15 protein-coding genes, 1 tRNA gene and 1 pseudogene are annotated in these 20808 nt (G+C 49.4%); 3 read left to right on the forward strand and 14 right to left on the reverse strand.

Annotation, left to right across the window (positions count from 1 at the left end; translation table 11 throughout):
• The first annotated feature begins 357 nt into the window (after positions 1-357).
• Positions 358-1686: a M48 family metallopeptidase gene (locus ACHA99_RS12680; RefSeq protein ID WP_393943095.1), complete on the forward strand. Its 1329-nt coding sequence runs from the start codon at positions 358-360 to the stop codon at positions 1684-1686.
• A gap of 45 nt (positions 1687-1731) precedes the next feature.
• Here ACHA99_RS12680 and ACHA99_RS12685 read toward each other — a convergent pair whose 3' ends face one another.
• The 5 genes from ACHA99_RS12685 to fdhD all read right to left on the reverse strand — a co-directional run bounded on the left by ACHA99_RS12685 (position 1732) and on the right by fdhD (position 5419).
• Positions 1732-1956, reverse strand: coding sequence for a sulfurtransferase TusA family protein (locus tag ACHA99_RS12685; protein ID WP_107946198.1), 225 nt, complete (start codon positions 1954-1956; stop codon positions 1732-1734).
• 20 nt (positions 1957-1976) lie between these two features.
• On the reverse strand, positions 1977-3014 hold the full coding sequence (locus ACHA99_RS12690; protein ID WP_107946197.1) for a YeeE/YedE family protein: 1038 nt from the start codon (positions 3012-3014) through the stop codon (positions 1977-1979).
• A 10-nt stretch (positions 3015-3024) separates the two neighbouring features.
• A complete protein-coding gene (yedF, locus tag ACHA99_RS12695) occupies positions 3025-3258 on the reverse strand; it encodes a sulfurtransferase-like selenium metabolism protein YedF (protein ID WP_107946196.1) in 234 nt (77 codons plus the stop codon).
• Complete coding sequence (yedE, locus tag ACHA99_RS12700; RefSeq protein WP_393943098.1) at positions 3258-4472, reverse strand: selenium metabolism membrane protein YedE/FdhT; 1215 nt, start codon at positions 4470-4472, stop codon at positions 3258-3260. Before yedE ends, yedF begins: the two co-directional genes overlap by 1 nt.
• A gap of 110 nt (positions 4473-4582) precedes the next feature.
• Complete coding sequence (gene fdhD / locus ACHA99_RS12705; RefSeq protein ID WP_219254663.1) at positions 4583-5419, reverse strand: formate dehydrogenase accessory sulfurtransferase FdhD; 837 nt, start codon at positions 5417-5419, stop codon at positions 4583-4585.
• A gap of 141 nt (positions 5420-5560) precedes the next feature.
• Here fdhD and ACHA99_RS12710 point away from each other — a divergent pair.
• Positions 5561-5655, forward strand: a tRNA-Sec gene (locus tag ACHA99_RS12710).
• Between the two features lie 69 nt (positions 5656-5724).
• Here the strand turns inward: ACHA99_RS12710 and selB are convergent.
• The 9 genes and pseudogenes from selB to hutC all read right to left on the reverse strand — a co-directional run.
• A pseudogene (gene selB / locus ACHA99_RS12715) lies at positions 5725-7572 on the reverse strand (selenocysteine-specific translation elongation factor); the annotation flags it as partial.
• Complete coding sequence (gene selA, locus ACHA99_RS12720; protein WP_393943120.1) at positions 7569-8990, reverse strand: L-seryl-tRNA(Sec) selenium transferase; 1422 nt, start codon at positions 8988-8990, stop codon at positions 7569-7571. The pseudogene selB and the gene selA, both read right to left, overlap by 4 nt.
• A 96-nt stretch (positions 8991-9086) precedes the next feature.
• Positions 9087-9992: a formate dehydrogenase accessory protein FdhE gene (gene fdhE / locus ACHA99_RS12725; RefSeq protein ID WP_131524596.1), complete on the reverse strand. Its 906-nt coding sequence runs from the start codon at positions 9990-9992 to the stop codon at positions 9087-9089.
• Entirely contained in the window at positions 9992-10633 is a 642-nt protein-coding gene (locus ACHA99_RS12730; protein WP_011982054.1) for a formate dehydrogenase subunit gamma, read from the reverse strand. Before ACHA99_RS12730 ends, fdhE begins: the two co-directional genes overlap by 1 nt.
• Positions 10630-11541, reverse strand: a complete 912-nt coding sequence (fdxH, locus tag ACHA99_RS12735) for a formate dehydrogenase subunit beta (protein WP_287480897.1) — start codon at positions 11539-11541, stop codon at positions 10630-10632. The genes ACHA99_RS12730 and fdxH overlap by 4 nt, the downstream gene beginning before the upstream one ends.
• A 2-nt stretch (positions 11542-11543) precedes the next feature.
• The gene (gene fdnG, locus ACHA99_RS12740; protein ID WP_173496974.1) at positions 11544-14558 is read right to left on the reverse strand and encodes a formate dehydrogenase-N subunit alpha; all 3015 of its coding nucleotides are present in this window, start codon (positions 14556-14558) and stop codon (positions 11544-11546) included.
• A gap of 674 nt (positions 14559-15232) precedes the next feature.
• Positions 15233-16774: a histidine ammonia-lyase gene (gene hutH, locus ACHA99_RS12745; RefSeq protein ID WP_173242519.1), complete on the reverse strand. Its 1542-nt coding sequence runs from the start codon at positions 16772-16774 to the stop codon at positions 15233-15235.
• A gap of 52 nt (positions 16775-16826) precedes the next feature.
• Positions 16827-18494 carry a urocanate hydratase gene (hutU, locus tag ACHA99_RS12750; RefSeq protein WP_393943102.1) on the reverse strand — a complete coding sequence of 556 codons (1668 nt, stop codon included), beginning with the start codon at positions 18492-18494 and terminating at the stop codon, positions 16827-16829.
• A gap of 155 nt (positions 18495-18649) precedes the next feature.
• Positions 18650-19357 carry a histidine utilization repressor gene (hutC, locus tag ACHA99_RS12755; protein ID WP_263202574.1) on the reverse strand — a complete coding sequence of 236 codons (708 nt, stop codon included), beginning with the start codon at positions 19355-19357 and terminating at the stop codon, positions 18650-18652.
• A 173-nt stretch (positions 19358-19530) separates the two neighbouring features.
• Between hutC and hutI the strand changes: the two genes are divergently transcribed.
• Positions 19531-20757: an imidazolonepropionase gene (hutI, locus tag ACHA99_RS12760; RefSeq protein ID WP_393943105.1), complete on the forward strand. Its 1227-nt coding sequence runs from the start codon at positions 19531-19533 to the stop codon at positions 20755-20757.
• The last annotated feature ends 51 nt before the right edge of the window (positions 20758-20808 follow it).

Here is a 20808-nt window from a genome sequence, read left to right on the forward strand (position 1 = left end):
GAAGAACCATGCCTTAAAGTGCACTCATAGTGATGTGATTTACTTTTATCTCGGTTCTAACTTAAGACTTAACCCTCAGCCGATATGCTGCGAAAACACCTAATTCTAGTGCGCTGCGAGGAAAATGCCCAGAGACTAAGAGCCACTTACCAATCTGTGTCCGCCTGCATAATCGGATTCTCTAGCGCTAAGAAACCACAAAGTTCTGATGAAATAGACCTACTCCAATTTGCGCATAGCTGATGAAACTAATGACAAAACGGTTAATTTTTTGCTTTGCACGCGATAGTGGTTGAATTTTCGAGTAAAATTGACTACTTTCACGCCGTTTGTCTCTTCACAAGGAAAAGGATCAACATGGAACAAGTTATTACCGCAGGGAACGAGAATCCCATTCAAATGACAGATATTGTCTATTCGAAGGAAAAATCGCTGTTCACTCTGTTAGCTATTATTTCTGGGATCGTCTGGGCGGCATTGATCATAGGCACTTTTGGCATGGCGCTGCTCTATGTGTTGATGTTTTTCATTATTTATCTCTTTAGCCACTCCGCCTTTATCAGCTACTTAAAAGGCACGGCTGTCGAAATCAATGCAGAGCAATTTCCTGAATTACATAAACAATATTTAGCGTGTTGCGAACGTTTAGAAATGCGCGAGCCACCACGCGCTTACTTATTGGCCGCTGATGGCATGTTAAACGCACTGGCGACACGCTTCCTCGGTCGCAACTATATAGTGCTATTTTCATCGATTGTGGATGCGCTTGAGTCAGATAAAGATGCGCTCAACTTCTATATCGGCCACGAGTTAGGCCATATTCGCCGCAATCATATAGGTAAAGCGCCCTTCTTAGTCTTCGCCACTTGGTTACCTTTAGTGGGTGCGGCTTATTCTCGCGCCTGTGAATATACCTGCGATCTCCACGGATTACGTTGCTGCAACAGCTTACGTTCAGCCACAAATGCCGTTGCTGTGTTAGCCGCTGGTGTCGAGCAATGGAAACGTATGAATGTGGATCAATATATCCGCCAAGCCAATGAGTCGAGTGGTTTTTGGATGTCGCTGCACGAGCTTAATGGCAGCTATCCTTGGTTGACCAAGCGCATGGCGAGAGTCCAAGCCAAAGCACAAGGAGTGGAATATGCACCGCCATCACGCAGTGCATGGGCATATGTACTCAGCTTCTTTATGCCACGTTTAGGCACAGCGGGCGGTGGATTGATAATCTTCGCTGCGATTATTGGTATTGCTGCAGCAGTTGCGTTGCCAGCGTATAAGGACTATCAAGAGAAGATGGGTGCCGCCACGAGTTATGAGGCGCCAACCACGACCGAAGCCACACCAGCAGCATTGAATGTACCCGATGCGGCACTGGCCATTGCCAGTATCGACCAGCAACATCAAGCACTGGCACCGATCACTGACATCTTAGTCGGTTACTATCAAACCAACAAAGCTTGGCCAACCGAATTGGATGTGCTTGGACTCACGGACGAGCAGATTGCGACATTTAATCTGTACACAGATGGCATAGTCGGTTTTATAGGAAGCGAAGCACTCGGGGATTATCAAGGCTATGAAGTCTATCTATCGCCTCAAGTTGATGAGCAAAATAATATCACTTGGGTTTGCAGCAGCAACGGTATTCCGGATGAATATCTGCCAGTAGATTGCCAAGGCTAAGATCAAAAAGCGCTGCAAATGCAGCGCTTTTTAGTTGAGGACGAGTTAGCCTTTTTGAATCGTCATAGTCCAAGCAGCATCGCCCTTCTGGGCAAAGTGGGTCACCTCATGCCCAGCTTCAGCCGCCCAGCGGGGAATATTCTCAGTTGCTTGGCCACAATCGTAATCCAGTACCACTTTATCGCCAGTCTCAAGACTCGCAATTAAGCGTTGTAACTCAATTAAAGGAAAAGGGCATAGCTTACCCGTTGTGTCGAGATACTGTTCCATATACAGCTCCTTTATAAACGTTAAATCTGCGCAAGACGCATTGGCCTCAGTAGCGCAAAATAGTTAAAGCACCAACTGCCAAATAAAATAGCAGGGATAAATAGCCAGCCTTGCCACGACAAATAAGCCGTGCCAACGAGCGCATTACCAAGCATGCAACCTCCGGCAAGCCCGCTCCCCACACCCATCAACAGGCCACCAATAAACCCAAATAACACCACTTTATGACCTGGGTAGCGCCAGCGCTGCTCAGCACTGCCCCGAGCAGCGATAAAGGCGCCTACAAATAATCCCAAGAGAAAATATCCAGGCCAACTAAAGAACTTAGTGTTACCTGTGGTGACAAGATCCCATAACTGCGCACTCGGGCCACTGATCCCAACACTGCCTACACGACCACTTTCAAGACTTGCAGGCCATGCAAGTAGCGCCAGTAAACCAATCAGCAAAGCACTTACAAAGGGATGCCAGCGCGCTTCAAACAACCAATGAGCTAAACCCGTTTTACGGGGTGCCATCAGTGCAACTGGACGTTTGCGGCGTTTGAGATAACCCAATGCCAACCACAATGTGAGTAATACGAGGACAAGCACGATCACCCAAGGGGAAACGCCCAGAGTTTGATAGAGCGTTTGGTCCTCAAGTTGATGCTGTTTAAAAGGTTTAAGTAGACCTTTCACCTCATCGAGGCGCACTAATTTACTGGCAGCAATAAAACCGAGAACGGCCATCACACTGGCAGCCAACCCTTCGGCAGCGCGGTAATAGGCACCAGTGGAGCAGCTTCCCGCTGCAGCCATACCCACACCAAACAATACACCACCGACTAAGGTTGCCAACCAAGGGAAATGTCCTTCTGGCAATTTAACCCAACCCCATTCGTAAAACAGGAACAGCCCTAGACTTTGGATGCTGATGGCAATCAAAATAGCGATCACCATGGTAAAGTCTCGTTGCAGATAGGTATCGCGGATCCCGCCCGCCATACAAAATCTACCCCTTTGCATCACAAATCCCATGGCTAAGCCAATACCTAAGCCACTGAGAATAGTCAACATAGTCCTATCCTCAACGCTGGATCAGATAACGAATAGTCGGACCATTCTGCTCAATTTCCAGCACTTTATAACCATGATTTTTAGCATCGAGGGGAATGTTGTTAATAGACTGCGGGCAGTCACTAATCACCTCGAGAATTTCACCGGGCTTTAACTTTGGCATAGCCTCAAGGGTAGCCACTGCGGGATAAGGGCAAGGTTCACCCACCATATCGAGTTGATAATCTGGAATATATTGAGCCATTACGCCGCCTCCGCTAGCAATTGTTCATCACGCTTCGCCTTACGAGCAAAGAAACGTTTTTCCCACAGCAACATAGCGCCAAAAGAGAGCCCCAGCAGCACATAGGTCAGCAATAATCCGCCTTTATCGCCAAAGCTGGTCAGTAAATTCACTTTGTCCCAGTTCGTTGCTAATGGCTGAGCGATATCATCCCAGTAATACGCCAGTAAGGTTGAACCCAACACGTTACCTAAGCCCACCCACCAGAAATGTACTTGGCCTTCGACTGCACGATACATCCAACCCGTTTCACAACCACCAGCCAGTACAATACCAAAACCAAACAGTAAGCCGCCGATCACCGCATTAGGGCCAGCCCACATGATCTTAGGTGGCACACCCAGTTGCACATAGCTGTAAATGCCTATCGCACTGACCGCCATGCCTAAGATAATCGCCTTCGCCATGTGAGTACGACCAGTGATCCACATATCGCGGAACGCTGAGGTAAAGCAGATTTGGGCCCGTTCGATTAATAAACCAAAACCAACACCACAGAGCATAGCAATGCCGAGTTTTGGCGCATTGAACATAGTCAACAACCCCCAACCGACGATGCCAACAAACACCAGCATACCGATACGGAAACGACGTCTAGCTTGGTTTTCGTCCTGCTTGATTGAAGTCGCTTTATCGACTTTTTTCAGTTTTATCGGAATACGGAACATCGGTAGTAAGGTAAATCTTGCACCAAAGTAAGAGCCTGCTGCGGTCGCCAAAGCAAAGAACCAAGCATGTAAAGAGAACTGCGGAATACCCGTGAAGAAGGCGGCAAGGTTACAACCCATAGCTAAACGGGCACCAAAGCCAGCAATAATGCCGCCGATCAGTGCCTGAGCAATACGGATACGGCTCTGTGGCATACGCAGTTTGACGTTATTGGCCCAAAGCGCAGCAGCAATACAACCGCCAAACATACCGATAATCATCATGCCGTCGATACGATCTAGAGGAGAGCCCTGCAGACCTATCACTTTGAAATAACCCCAAGTTTCTGGTTCTGCACCTAAAAACTGCAGTAAATGACCACCCCAACGAGTGAATTCCCCAGTAACGGCCCAGAAGGTTCCGGTCAAACCAAAATAGTAAGTAGAAAGGATACCTGCAGCGATAACCGCTGGCATAGGCGCCCAAAAACGGACTAAATATTCTTGTTTAAATTGTTGCCATGTCATGTCATTACCCTAATGAACGAGACTATAAAAAATAAGCGCAATGCGCTTATAACCTGTGTGCCAGAGTGATTTAAGTCGTTCGACAACTTCAATCACAAGTGGCCTCACGCTTAAATGGCTTTAGCTAAGCTGACACACTGCTGCCCCAACAGGCGATAACCGTGGGTGTAAAGCGTTGCCCTGCCATTACGGCAAAAACCGATAAGCGTGATATTGCTTTTCTCTGCTAATTCCAACGCCAGTGAAGTCACGGCGGACATAGCAAACAGAATTTGGATATTGGCACTAGCGGCCTTTTGCACCATCTCAAAACTCGCGCGACTGGTGAGCAATACGGCCACTGGACGTTCCACATTGTGAGCGGAAAAGGCGCCAATTAGCTTGTCTAGTGCGATATGCCTGCCTATATCCTCATAGGCGGCGATGATCTGTCCTTGATGGTTAAGCCCCATGGCCGCATGAGTGGCGCCCGTCAGCTTAAAATGTTGTTGATTATCTTGAATTTGCCCAAGTGCAACCTGTAAGTGTTCGATATCGAATCTGGCATCTGAGTCCACCCGCATCACAGGCTTGACGGCCTCTTCGAGCTGGGCAACACCGCACAATCCACAACCTGTGCGTCCTGCCATATTGCGCCTTTGCTGCTTGAGTTCCATAAAGCATCGTTGGTTGATTTCCACTTGGATCAACACGCCTTCACTGGTGAACTCGAGCTCCACCCCTTTGATATCATTGATATGGGAAACGATACGTTCAGATAACGTAAAACCAATAGCGAAGGCTTCTAAATCTTGAGGGCTCGCCAACATCACGGTATGCGCTATGCCGTTATAGACCAGTGCGACCCGCACTTCATTAGCTAAGTAGTCAGTCAGCTCAGATGCGTGCCCATGTTCTAACAAGACTACGTTTCTTTCGGTAACCACTTCATGTGAATGATATTCCATAGCGCCCCTTTAAAACTATAAAACCAAATAAAAACAATTAGTTTGATAACAATTTAAGACTTGTATCACAAACCCATAAACTAAATAAGAATCGCCTTGAATCATCCTTACGCATTTTCTACTATCCCTAAGTCTTCTATTGGAAGAACGTCGTCTCCGGTGAGGCGTCCGGATTTCAAATCCGGGTAGGGCTGCCAGCAGTCCTGGGTAGGTTCGACTCCTATGTTCTTCCGCCAATTCTCATGGGAAAAAAACAACTCTGCATCCCGAACTTCTCGGCTATTACTGCGATACTTCCTACGGGTAAAACCACTTCTGTCAAAGAACTCAAGCAGTTGAATACTCACCTTACGCCCAAGCCCAACCATGTCTTTAAATTCTGCCGTTTCGAGCTTGCCGTGTTCTGCAATATGAGTACGCACTAAGCTGGCGTAGTAACAGATTTGCTCGCTGAGCAAATATCTGTCCTTCACCACAGCAGTAATAAACCCCTGCTGCACCAGCTGGAAACACAACAACCTTAACTTGGCAGGTTCTAGCGCAAGGTATTCGCCCATTTCGGTGACCCACACGGGGGCAGTTTGCTGTGCCAGCCAAGGCGCAAGCGCCTGCCAACAATGCTGAGCCTCAGCATCTAGCACTATTTTGTGTTCAGCGAGCTGCAACAAGGCACCACGCAGCACCATGCGACCTTCTTGGCAAAGCGTATCGAGCACTTTATTGGCTAATTCGGGCGGCAAAGCGCTATGGCTCATGCGTTGCAGGCGATTACGTCCCAGCCCAAGTTGGTCGGGATGCTGTTGATGGAACTCGTGAAGTAAAGTAATAAACTGTTGTTTTTCTTGCTTAAGTAAACTTGTCGCTATAGCAAATGCCCCAAAACGGACTAAACCCGCTTGGGCTAACAGCATAGCCAGCCCTTCGTCAGTTAATTGCCAACGCCACGCGATTTCATCAAGCTCTAGCGCCTGAGTTTGGCCGAGTAAAGCCACCACATGGGCAGGATTATCCAAGCGTGCTAATTGCAGTAATCTCGCGACTCGTTCAGGCGTACGTTTCTTACGATTAGGGACTTTCAACGCCAACACTCGCCCCGCACCTAAAGTCTGTTTACCCCCAATGTGTCGCAGGACAATTCGATCGTCCTGACATAGGAGTAGTGGCTTTTCGAGTACTAACTCCGCCAGACAGAAGCCTTCTTCATCAGCTTCATTTAACAGGGAAACTCGACCTAAAGTATGATCGGCGCCATGGTGACAGTGGACATTTTGCCAATGCACTAATGGCTCACAGCCTAAAAAATCGAAGGCTCGAATGTGCACAACGGGGCGGCTACAGAGCTCCGCTTGAGGCAAACTGCTCAGCCAATCGCCACGCTCTGGCTCCCTATGGTTATCGACACCCGTTAAATTGAGTGCTACGCGTGTACCCGTGACAGCCCTTTGGGCTTCTTGTCCCTGACAATGTATGCCTCGCACTCTGAGTTTGGCCTTTTGCCCTGAGCTAAAAAGACTATCCCCCACGCATACGCTGCCGCTGATCACTGTGCCAGTCACGACACAACCCGCACCTTTCACACTAAAAGCGCGATCGAGCGTCATCCTAAAGCTGCTGGCATCCTCCGCCCGCTTTGACTCTTGCTCGCCTAAATCAAGAATATGCGCCTTCAGCGCCGCCACGCCATGAGATGCTAAGTCGGCGGTGCCATTCGCCGACACTTCAAAAACACCACTGGCCTCAATGCCATACTCGGCCAGCAAAGTGAGTCCATCGGCGACAAGCTGTGCCGCCTTGTCACTATCAACTAAATCCCGCTTAGTTAGCACTAAGGTCAAACTGTGCAAAGGTAAGAGCGCAAGAATTTGCAGATGCTCACGGGTTTGCGGCATTACGCCATCGTCACAGGCCATCACCAACAGGGCGTGTCGAGCATGACTCACGCCCACCAGCATGTTGTTGATAAATTTTTCGTGGCCGGGCACATCAATAAAAGCAAGCCGCGAACCATCTCGAAGTGGCATAAACGCATAGCCAAGATCGATCGTCATACCACGGCGTTTTTCCTCCGGCAGACGATCGGTATTCATCCCCGTCAAAGCGCGAATAAGCGTACTCTTGCCATGATCGACATGACCCGCAGTAACAATGATCACAACTGCACACCTAAAGTGCTCAACTCGGCGAGGAGTTCGGCTTCACTATCAAGACCGCGCAGATCTAATCTGAGTTGGTCCTGACTCATGCGACCTATGATAGGCCGTGCCGCCTGCTTAAATTGTTGTTCTAACAAACTTAAACTACCGCCATTGAGTGCGGTAAAACACAGCGCCACTGAGGGTAAAAAAGTATCGGGCTGTGAGCCACTGCCGACCTGTGTTTGGCACTCGACTAACTCAATGCGATAACAAGGTTCAAAGTGTGGAACCAAAGCTTGCTGTAAGCGACGACCAATCTGCCATAACACCTCTTGGCTACGGGCAAATTTCGCCATAATGGGCAGCTCAATGTCTAAGGTTTCAGGGTGAAGATAGTGGATCAATGTCGCTTCTAACGCCGCCAAAATCAGCTTATCGCAACGCAGGGCGCGCTTTAGTGGATGACTCTGTAACTTCTTAATCAGCGACTGTTTGCCAACGATCAAACCAGACTGAGGGCCACCCAATAGTTTGTCGCCGGAAAAACTCACTAGATCGACTCCATCGGCTAGCATGGCTTGGGGCGTAGGTTCTTGTTTTAGGCCAAAGCGGCGCAGATCCGTCAGTGATCCACTACCAAGATCCGAAATGAGTGATATACCACGCTCACGGCATAACTGACCCAGCCTTGCCTCCTCCACTACGGCAGTAAAACCACTGATATGATAATTACTGGTGTGGACCTTCATTATCGCAGCGGTATTTTCAGTAATGGCCTGCTCATAATCCTTAAGGTGAGTCCGATTGGTGCTGCCGACCTCGACTAAGGTGCAGCCCGCTTGGCGCATAATGTCAGGGATGCGAAACGCGCCGCCAATTTCCACCAACTCACCACGGGATACTATGACTTCTTTCCCCGCAGCCACCGCTGACAGCATCAACAACACAGCTGCGGCATTGTTATTCACGACACAACAAGCCTCGGCACCCGTTAAGCGCTGGATTAAAGCACTGATCGCATTATCCCTGTGACCACGTTCACCTGCCGCAAGCTCAAACTCCAGCGGTGTGGGGTAGCGCATAACAGAAGTGACAGCTCGAATTGCCGCTTCTGACTGCTGCGCTCGGCCAAGGTTGGTATGCAATATGGTGCCAGTGAGATTCCACACGGGTTTTAAGCTGTGGCTGTAATCGTTAGACAGTTGATCAACCAAATATCTGTGCAATTGCGCAAGCTCGCCACACCATGTCGGCAAACGGTGCTCACGGCCAATTAAGCTGCGCGCCGCCTTTAACTGGTTATCCAGTGCGGCCTTTACTGCCGCTTTGCCGTAGGACTGCTGCAATACCACAAAACTAGGCTCTGCAAGTAGGCTATCCATTGAAGGCAAAGCTCGGTACAGAACTTGTAGTGTTTCAGGTGCTTGGGTCATCATCTGTGTCATTTTGTTTATATTATTGCCATTGGTTTATAAAAAGCAGGAAGGCATCAGCAACCCGACTCCCTCCCGCATTTGTTTAAGCTATGTGGCTTACGTGGTTTCGTGGGCCAGTAGCAGTGGGTTCAGTGTTGTTGCCCCGAAGCCCTTAGCATTTAGCTCACTGTCTAACATCAAGGTCGCGAGATCGTCTGCCGCCACATCCATAGAAGGTGACTTCTCGACGAACATCATCTTGGTATAGCCATGACATTCATCGCAGCTTTCGATCCGCACTTGAGCCTTGGCATCATCTAGCGACCAAATCGTCATCTCTTTGTCCTGACCGCAACTGGTGCAATGGGCGCGAATGTAATGCCATTCGCTCTCGCACAGACTGCAATGCAAGTAGCGCAAACCAGCTCGAGGCTGATCGACAATCACACTCGCCACCGGATGACATCCACACACGGGACACATACTTTGCTGCGCCACCTTGCGCTGATCCATCCGCTTGATGACCATAGGTGCCCAATGCGACCAATAAACGCCCATCGCTGCCCAGATGAATAAGCTAAAACGGGCAGGCACTTCACTGACATGCCCTTGGCGTAGTGAACGCCCCCACAAACTCAGTTGCTCGGGCGATTGCTGCATCAGCAAACGCACTACCCGAGCAATGGATTCATCCACCTGCGGCAACAAATCACTTAACAGTTGCTGTAGCAGTCCTTGCCAATAGCTATCTGCCTCTGAGCCCAACAGGGAAAGCGGAGTCGCCTCATCTTTCCCCCAAGCGAGAAGCTTACCGAAGTCAGCCTCCTGCGCTAACCTGGCCTGTATAGAGACCAAACGGCGACATAGCTCAAAGTAGTCAGCCAGCGGCGAGTCCTTGGCCAATGACAGCAAACGCTGCGCCCTTCTGTGATACACAGCTTGGGGATCTGCCGCTTTTAACGGTTTAAGTTCCAGCGGCGATTCGCTGCCTTGGGCCAGAGGTATCTCGGCTGTATGACTCATTAATGTTTCTCCACGTCCGAATGTTCATCCAACATCACAGGGTGATGTTTGCGGCACCAAGCCTTAGAGACTTTGCCGTAAAGCATACCCGTAACCGACCCTTCCACCCATGTCGCCATCCAGAAATGCACCATCACAAAAATCAACATGATGAGCGCACAAATGGCGTGCAACAGAATGGCCCAACCCACCACAGTGGCGGAGAAATAGGGCGCAAAGTAAGGCTGCCACATGATGATTCCCGTCACCGTTAAAGTGATAGATGTCAGCACGAAGGCGCGAAACAATACCTTTTGCCCAGGGTTGTAATGGCCGATAGGCGGGATTTTCTCCTCGTTCTCGAACATCACATCCTTAATGGCGAGCATCCAAGCGAGGTCGTGCTTTTCCCATTTGTTGTGTTTGTAGTAACGCACCAACATCAACATCAAAGGTAAGCACATCATCAAGCCCGCAATGGGATGAATAAACTTCGCCAATTGCGGGGTGCCCGCTATCGCCCCCAGCCATTGAAACGACGGATAGAAGAAGGAAAAGCCAGTGAGAAATGTCACTAGGCCAACCGCCACAATGAACCAATGACAGATGCGATCGAACAGCTTGTGACGCACTATCATTTCTTGCTTATCATGCTTGCTCATTTGTCGGCCCCCTCTTCCTGCTTAGCCTCTTCCTCTGGCGGTTGATAACCCGGTTGGTCTTCTTCGACTATGTTGCGACCGACGGTGATCTTATGCAGACAAGCGACGGCGGCAGTGGCAAGAATGCCCATAGTGCCTAAAGGTTTGACCCAGTCCTGCCACAGAGTAAGTGACAGTGGGATCTGCGGGTTATCGGGCATGTTGTAGCTTTCGGGCTGCTCGATATCGTGCAATATCATCATCATACCCGTGCCACCTACACCCTCAGGGTTATAAAGTCCTGCCTTAGCAAAGCCCTTTTCCTTCAGTTCTTCGACCCGTTTTTGCGAGTAGAACAACATGTCCTCACGGGTGCCAAAACGCAGCGCCCCTGTGGTACAGGACTTAACGCAGGAAGGTTCCAATCCCACAGCCAAACGGTCAGAGCACATAGTGCACTTGTAGGCCTTGTTATCCTTAGGATCGATTTTGGGCACATCGAAAGGACAAGCACTGGCGCAATAACCGCAGCCGATACATTTGTCCGAATCGAAGTCCACCACACCATTGGCGTGCTGGATAATCGCGCCAGAGGTCGAACAGGCCGTTAAGCAGGCAGGGTCAGCACAGTGCATACAGGCCGAGTGGGTAAATTGCCAACGCAGCTTGTTGCTTTCCATCACCTCATGGAACTCCATCAGGGTCCAACATTGGCCCGATAGCGACATAGGGTTTTGGTAACTGCCTTGGAAGGTGCCCACCTCTTCCCGTAAATCATTCCACTCAGAACACGCCACTTGGCAGGCTTTACAGCCATTACACTTAGTGGCGTCGAACAGCTTAGCGACCTTTTCTGACGAATTACGCCCCTTTGCCGCAGGCGTCACCGCTGAAGTACCGGAGCGGCGGATAATGTCTTGTGATGCCATAATCAGATCCCCTCCGCTTTAGTGATGTTAACCAAAAATGCTTTGAACTCAGGCACCTGTGTATTTGCATCCCCCACTTCCGTGGTGAGTACGTTACAGGAGTAACTCTTACGAGTGAGTGCATTATGGCTGCCGTGACGGGGTAACCCGACGGTATGGACTAACTGGCCATTTACCTTTAACGGCTGTAGCCGTTTAGTCACTAAGGCTTTGGTTTCAATGCTGCCGCGTTTAGAGCTGACAGTGACCCAATCCCCATTGGCGATACCTTTTTCTGCCGCTAACATTTCATCGATTTCGACGAAGGTTTCAGGCATAGAAATCGCAGCTAAACGAGCATGCGTAGACCAGAAGTTAAAGTGTTCAGTTACACAGTAAGTAGTTGCCACATAAGGGAAGTCCTTATGGGAACCTAGGGTTTCCTTCACACCCGGTAACATACGTACCGCAGGGTTACTGGTGACCTTGTGTAACGGGTTCAACCCAATAGGCGACTCCATCGGCTCGTAGTGCTCAGGGAACGGACCTTCGGCCAATAATTTAAGGGCGAAGAAACGACCCACACCTTCGGGTTGCATGATGAAGGGGCCAGCGGATTCCTGTGGTGTTAACTTCATATTGAAGTCGCCCACATCGATACCGTGCCACTTACCGTCAACCCACTCGACGATAGTGCGTTTTGGATCCCAAGGTTTGCCGTTGATATCGCAAGAAGCACGGTTATACAGCACACGACGGTTTGCTGGCCAAGCAAATGCCCAACCCGGAGTAACACCTTTACCGGAAGGATCATGGTTGTCGCGGCGAGCCATCAAGTTGCCTTCTTCGGTCCAAGAACCCGCATAAATCCAACAGGCGCTGGCGGTACTACCATCAGCTTTCAGTTCAGCAAAACTACTGAGCTGACGTTGAGTCACGAGATCCTTACCGTTAAGCTCGCGAGCGATTTCTTCAGCGTGCGGTGAGTGAGGATTGTGGTAATTCCAGCTCATCGCGTGCACTGGCTCAGGCAGCTTACCGCCCTCTTGTTTGTACAGTTCACGCATTGCCATTAAGACGCCAGAGAGAATCTCAGCATCTGGCTTGGCCTCACCCGGCGGGTTAGCCCCCTTCCAATGCCACTGCATCCAACGGCCAGAGTTGACGATGGAACCTTCTTCCTCGGCAAAACATGTCGTAGGTAAACGGAACACTTCCGTCATGATTTCAGCGGGATTGACTTCATTGAAGCCATCGGCATTTTGCCAGAAGGTTGCGGTTTCCGTTGCCAAGGCATCTAACACCACCATGTATTTAAGATTACTCAAGGCTTTGAGTACCTTATTACGGTTTGGCATAGAGTTAATGGCGTTAACACCTTGGATAATGTAGCCATTCACTTCGCCGTGGAAAGCCATATCTAAGTGTTTAGTAAAGTCGTACTGCTTGTCCCATTTCGGCAACCAGTCATAACCAAAGTCATTTTCAACCGTGGCGTTATCGCCCCAAAAGCTCTTCATTTGTGAAACAAAGAATTTAGGGTAATTTTGCCAATAGTTGGTTTGACCCGGACGCAGAGCGACAGGGGTATAGTTGTGGAGATAGGTTTTAAGATTAATGTCTTTTTCGTTCGGTAACTTGAGGTAACCGGGCAAGCTTTGACACAATAAACCCATATCGGTCGCGCCTTGCACGTTCGAGTGTCCACGCAGAGCGTTAACACCACCGCCCAACACCCCAATGTTACCCAGCAGCAACTGCACCATGGCCATAGAGCGAATGTTCTGCGCCCCTTTACTGTGATGAGTCCAACCTAAGGCATACATAAAGGTCGCAGCTCTATCGTGGGTATGAGTACTACCAATTTGTTGGCAAACGATCTCATAGTCCGCAATCGGCGTACCGGTAATATTGCTTACTGTTTCAAAGTCATAGCGTTCTACATGTTGCTTCATTAAGTTCCACACACAGCGTGGATGTTCGAAGCTAGGATCGATTTTCGCGTAACCCTGTTCGTCTAACTCGTAATACCAAGACTCTTTATTGTAGCTATCTGTTTCTTCATCGAAACCACTGAACAGACCTTCACTAAAAGAGAAGTCTTCGCGCACTATGTAACTGGCATTGGTATAAGCCTTCACATAGTCGTAGTTCACTTGTTTAGTTTCAATAAGATAGCGGATCACCCCAAGCAGGAAGGCGATATCTGTGCCCGAGCGAATCGGCGCATAGTAATCGGCCACAGCGGCGCTACGGGTGAAGCGAGGATCGACCACCAGAAGTTTAGCGTTGTTATGTTGCATAGCTTCTGTAACCCAGCCGAATCCGACAGGGTGAGCCTCTGCAGCATTACCGCCCATAATAATGATCAAATTAGAGTTTTTAATATCGATCCAGTGGTTGGTCATGGCACCACGTCCAAATGTCGGAGCAAGACTTGCTACCGTTGGAGAGTGTCAGTTACGCGCAATAGTATCGATTGCAACTAGGCCCAGTGCCCGTGCAAATTTCTGGGTGATATAGCCGCCTTCATTCGGCATCGCCGACGAGGTCATCATCCCAGTGCTAAGCCAACGGTTAACCGTCATCCCAGCAGAATTCTTTTCAATCAAGTTAGCATCACGGTCATTCTTCATCAGACGGGCGATGCGTTGGTAAGCTTCAGTCCAGCTGATACGAGTCCATTCATTACTGCCTGGCGCACGGTACTCAGGATATTTAAGACGATTAGGGCTGTTCACATAATCCACTAGACCAGCACCCTTAGGACACAAGGCCCCGCGGTTGACTGGATGGTCTGCATCCCCTTCGATATGGAAAATACTTTGTTCGGCGTTTTTGCCGTTACTTCCTTTGCTGTACATCAGCAATCCGCAACCCACTGAGCAATAGCAGCAGTTATTGCGGGTTTCTTTCGCGCTAATGAGTTTGAATTCTCGAACGGCCGCATAGGCCTTTTCGGACATCAATCCCAACGCTGAAATTGCTGAGGTGGCAGCTCCGGCAGCACACAGTCTAAAAAACTGGCGTCTGTTCATTGCGTCCTCTCACACTCTTGTCGTTATGAGTCTAGTGGTTGCTGTGGTAAAAATGGCAACCGATTGAGTGAGTCCTACTAAAGACCACACTTAATTTAAGATTATCCACAAAGAAGAAATAGATAACAAATAATGACATGAGATCAAGATCTCAAATAAACAACCACAGAACTTAACTCCAAAAACATTAACAAAAAAAGCATCAAAGACCATTTATCAATGATAAAAGCACAAAAAAGGAATTAAAAACCAATAAACCGCAAAAGACAATTTGTCCAACATGACAGCCCCATATTGTCCCACATCATAGAGTTATGGTTATTAAAAATGATTATATGCATTCAAATATGCATAATGATGGCGGATAAAAACACAAAGGTAACGGTTTCTAGAGGGATAGACAGCCACAAAAACTGACAATGTAAAGATTAGGGCAAAAAGTGCAGAGTCTGCGGTGTTAAACACACCAAAATGGCAAAGACAAAGATCGAGGAAAAGCAGGAAAAAAACAAATAAAAAGGCACAAGCAATCTGCCTGCACCTTAAATTTTGCCTTTTAACGCTTATTTTTAGCGCATTGAGGCGCAAAATCTGGGCGCGATAACAAAAGCGCCTCAGTGCAGCCTATTCCCGCGGAGTAAACACCTGTTCAGCGATTAAACTAAAACAAACGCCTAAAAGCTGGCTAGCGTTCCTGCTGGCAGATAAGTGTTAAAGCTCGCTGTATACAACAAATCTGTCGCGGCTTCGATATCTGGCGCAAAGTATCTGTCTTTATCGTAATAAGCGACAACTTCACGTAATTCGGCTTTAGCCTTAGCCACTGCAGCACTTGGGGCTAAAGGCGCGCGGAAATCTAAACCCTGCGCCGCCGCTAACAATTCAATTGCCAGTACACCACGGGTATTTTCGCTCATATCGCGCAAGCGGCGGGCCGCAAAGGTCGCCATAGAAACATGGTCTTCTTGGTTTGCCGATGTTGGCAAGCTGTCAACTGATGCCGGATGAGCGTAGGTTTTGTTCTCAGACGCCAATGCCGCCGCCGTCACTTGGGCGATCATAAAGCCCGAATTCACCCCGCCGTTTTTCACAAGGAAAGGGGGCAGTTTCGACAGGCTAGAATCGATCAATAGCGCGATACGACGCTCGGCAATGGAGCCCAGTTCAGCAATTGCAATCGCCAGATTATCCGCCGCCATAGCCACGGGTTCGGCGTGGAAGTTACCACCCGAAATGATATCGCCCGTGTCTTGGAACACCAGTGGATTATCGGTTACGCCATTGGCCTCTGTGCCTAACACATCAGCCGCGTGACGAATTTGGGTCAAGCAAGCACCCAGCACCTGTGGCTGACAGCGCAGTGAGTAAGGATCTTGCACCTTTTCACAGTTAGCATGACTTAAGCTTATCTCAGACTCTTCACCCAGTAGATGACGGAAGACCATGGCCGAATCGATTTGACCTTTCTGACCACGCGCCGCATGGATGCGAGGATCAAACGGGCTACGGCTGCCCATAGCGGCTTCGACGCTCATGGCACCGATCACTGAACTTGCTGCGAACAAGTCTTCGGCATGGAACAACCCTTCCAGTGCCAGCGCAGTCGAGGCTTGTGTGCCGTTAAGCAGGGCTAGCCCTTCTTTCGCCGCTAAATCGATTGGCTTGAGACCCGCGATTTCTAAGCCTTCAGCGGCAGAAATTAACTCGCCTCGATAGCTCATTTCGCCTTCGCCCAGCATAGGCAAACACATGTGCGCCAGTGGCGCTAAGTCACCCGAGGCGCCAACAGAGCCTTTTTCTGGCACGCAGGGATACACTTCGGCGTTCACTAAGCTGATTAAGAAGTTAATCACTTCTAAACGAATGCCTGAAAAACCACGGCTTAACGAGTTGATTTTTAACACCATCATCAAGCGCACTGTGGCATCTTGCATGTATTGCCCCGTGCCAGCGGCATGTGACAACACGATAGAACGTTGCAGCAATTGCAGATCTTCGGGCGCTATCTTGGTATTGGCCAACAAGCCAAAGCCCGTGTTGATGCCATAAACGGTACGGCCTTCATCCAACACTTTTTGCACGATTTGCGCACTGGTGTTGATATCAGTAATGGCCTCAGGTGCGAGTTCCAGTGTCAACTTATGACGGCTGATTTCGCGCAATTGCGCTAGGCTCAAGCTGCCCGGCGTTAACACTAAGTGATTCACAGATTTCATATTTTTAGCTCCAAGCTTTTAGTTATTATTGTTATTGAGTCGTTAGCATCGGCTAGTCTTGCATAGGTAAATCGAGGCCCTGCTCCTTGGCACAGTTTTTCGCAATCTCGTAGCCCGCATCGGCATGGCGCATCACGCCTGTCGCGGGGTCGTTCCACAACACGCGGCCAACCCGTTTTGCCGCCGCATCGGTGCCGTCACACACAATCACCACACCCGAATGTTGGCTAAAGCCCATGCCGACGCCGCCGCCGTGGTGCAAAGATACCCAAGTTGCACCGCTAGCGGTGTTAAGTAGTGCGTTCAGTAATGGCCAATCGGATACTGCATCTGAGCCGTCCAGCATAGATTCGGTTTCGCGGTTAGGGCTAGCCACGGAGCCAGAATCTAAGTGATCACGGCCAATTACCACGGGCGCCGACAACTCGCCGCTTTTGACCATTTCGTTGAAAGCTAACGCCAAGCGAGCGCGATCTTTTAAGCCAACCCAGCAAATACGCGCTGGCAGACCTTGGAAGGCGATACGCTCGCGCGCCATGTCTAACCAATTGTGCAGGTGTGGATTATCTGGGATCAGTTCTTTGACTTTAGCGTCGGTTTTGTAGATATCTTCGGGATCGCCAGATAACGCCACCCAGCGGAACGGACCTATGCCTTCACAGAACAGTGGGCGAATATAAGCAGGTACAAAACCTGGGAAATCAAAGGCATTTTCAACGCCCATTTCAAACGCCATTTGGCGAATGTTGTTACCGTAATCGAGCGTGGCTGCACCCGCGGTTTGCAGGTCGAGCATGGCTTGTACTTGCACCGCCATCGAAGCTTTCGCCGCTTTCACTACGCCCGCTTCGTCGGTTTTACGCATGGCCGCAGCCTCAGCCATAGTCCACCCCTGCGGCAGATAACCGTTTAATGGATCATGGGCAGAGGTTTGGTCGGTCACGACATCTGGGGTAACGCCGCGTTTAACTAATTCAGCAAACACATCGGCGGCGTTCGCCAGTAAGCCAACGGATACTGGCTTGCCAGCTTGGTTCGCTTCTTCAATCATGGCTAATGCTTCATCGAGCGAAGTAGCTTTTTTGTCAACATAGCGAGTGCGCAGACGGAAATCGATGCGGGTTTCGTCGACTTCACAGGCTAACACTGAGAAGCCAGCCATAGTGCCTGCCAGCGTTTGTGCGCCGCCCATGCCGCCTAACCCGCCAGTGAGGATCCATTTGCCTTTAGAGATGCCCTCAAAGTGCTGTTTTGCGACCGACACAAAGGTCTCGTAAGTACCTTGGACGATACCTTGAGTGCCTATGTAAATCCACGAACCGGCCGTCATTTGGCCGTACATGGCCAAACCTAGCTTATCTAACTCGTTGAAATGTTCCCAGTTCGCCCAATGTGGCACTAGGTTTGAGTTAGCAATCAGCACGCGCGGTGCATCCGCATGGGTGCGAAATACGCCCACAGGTTTGCCCGATTGCACTAATAAGGTTTCGTCGTCTTCGAGGCGTTGTAGGACTTCGATGATTTTGTCGTAACAGTCCCAATCGCGGGCGGCGCGGCCAATACCACCATAGACGACTAAGTCTTCAGGGCGCTCGGCGACATCGGGATGTAAGTTGTTCATTAACATACGCATTGGCGCTTCTGTGAGCCAACTCTTACAGCTTAATTGTGTGCCATGCGGTGCAATAATACGGCGGCTTGGGTCGTGGCGCTTATCCATTGAATTTTCCTCTTTCAACCTGTGGTGCTAACTCGTATTCGCTAAGTCGCTAATACGGGTTAGCACTATTGTTTTTATTGTGTTTTTATCTTTTAACTTATAAGGGTACAGCTATCAAAGTTACTGATTTACATCTGTTAATCACGCCACTGGCGTTACTTGCTAAAGGTTAAGTGGCCACCGAGTTTAAAGCGGCTACCTGGATGAACTAATTTTGCGAAACTCACGACGCCTTGGCGTGACCAAGTGCGGCGTAAAATCTGTAGACAGGGCTCAGTGGCGGGGATTTCGAGCCTTTGCTGTAATTCTTCACTGGCGATAATCGCTTCAATCGTGTGATGCGCCTCGGTCAGCGGTGCCACTTGGGACAAATATTCGTGGGGTGTCTGCTGGGTAAAATCCTGCAATAAATAATCGGGCACCAACTCGGGATTCACATAACGCTCTTCGACTTGCAACGGTAAGCCCTGCTCGCAATGCACTAAGATCGAATGGAATACTGTCGCACCGTGCTCAAGTCCAAGGGAAATTGCGATACTCGTACTCGCCGCGACTTGCTCTAACGCCCATTGCTGTACGCTATAGCCGTGGCCGCGGTCTTTTATCTCATCGGCAATATTGCGGATCGCCAACATAGACGACTGGGATTTACACCCTGCGACGAAGGTGCCTAGCCCTTGAGAACGCTCAAGCACACCGCTATCTGTCAGCTCGGTTAGCGCACGTCGCGCCGTCATTCGGCTGCAGGTAAACAAATCGGCAAGCTGATTCTCAGAAGGCACGCGAGCATGCTCTTCCCACTCACCCGACTCGATAGAGGAGATAATGTATTGCTTAATTTCTGCAAACTTAGGTGTAGCCAAAACATTTCCTCAATATAAAGCGCTAGAATCTAGATGCTATTCACTCTTTCAAACGTTCAAAATTGCGGCTACAATCCTAGCTTGTATATACAAGCAAATACAAGCCAGCTCACATAAATTTAATAAACCGTTAATCACTTGGTTAACATCTGCCAGCACAGCGAGGGGAATACATGTCTTGGGATCAGGTTTGGATAGACGTTAACTTAGCCACAATGGACCCTTCCGTATCAGCACCTTATGGTGCGATCACCAACGCGGCCATCGCAGTAAAAGATGGCAAAATTGCTTGGCTTGGCCCCCGCAGCGAACTGCCCGCCTTCGATGTGTTGTCAATTCCCGTTTACAGGGGCAAAGGCGGCTGGATCACCCCAGGATTAATTGACGCCCACACCCACTTAATCTTTGCCGGTAATCGCGCCAATGAATTTGAGTTACGCCTACAGGGCGCGAGTTACGAAGAAATTGCTCGTGCAGGTGGCGGCATTATTTCAACCGTTAAAGCCTGCCGCGAAGCGGATGAAGCAGAATTATTTGAACTCGGCCGCCAGCGCTTAAACGCGCTCGCCAAAGAAGGGGTGACTACGGTTGAGATCAAATCGGGTTATGGTTTAGATACTGAAACTGAATTGAAAATCCTGCGTGTCGCCCGCGAGCTCGGCAAACATCACCACGTAGATGTGAAGACCACATTCCTTGGCGCCCATGCGATTCCGCCAGAATATAAAGACAATAGCGACGGCTACGTCGACTTAATTATCAATAAGATGCTGCCCGCAGTGATCGCCGAAAACCTCGCCGATGCGGTAGATGTGTTCTGCGAGAATATCGCCTTTAACCTTGAGCAAACCGAACGGGTACTCTGCGCAGCCAAAGCGGCGGGCTTAGAGATTAAGCTCCATGCCGAGCAGTTAACTAATATGGGTGGCAGTGCACTGGCAGCACGTCTTGGTGCTAACTCTGTAGATCATATCGAATATTTAGATGAGACAGGCGTTAAAGCCTTAAGTGAAAGCGGCACCTGCGCCGTACTGCTGCCAGGCGCGTTTTACTTTTTGCGGGAAACCCAAAAACCACCTATCGATTTATTGCGCCAATACGGCGTACCTATGGTACTCGCCAGCGATTTTAACCCAGGTTCATCCCCCATTTGCTCAACCCTGTTGATGCTGAATATGGGCTGCACCTTGTTCCGCTTAACACCAGAAGAAGCCCTAACAGGACTCACCTTAAATGCCGCCAAAGCACTAGGAATTGAAGACACTGTTGGCAGTTTAGTCGTTGGCAAACAAGCCGATTTTTGTCTGTGGGATATCGCCACTCCTGCGCAATTAGCCTATTCCTACGGCGTCAATCCCTGCAAAGATGTGGTAAAGAATGGCAAGCTAGTTCATCAATGAGCACTAAAAAAATTAAACTAAGTCTGAGCTATATTTTACCTGTCCATACAT

The sequence above is a fragment of the Shewanella sp. S23-S33 genome, from assembly GCF_043359565.1.
GTDB lineage: Bacteria > Pseudomonadota > Gammaproteobacteria > Enterobacterales > Shewanellaceae > Shewanella > Shewanella oncorhynchi.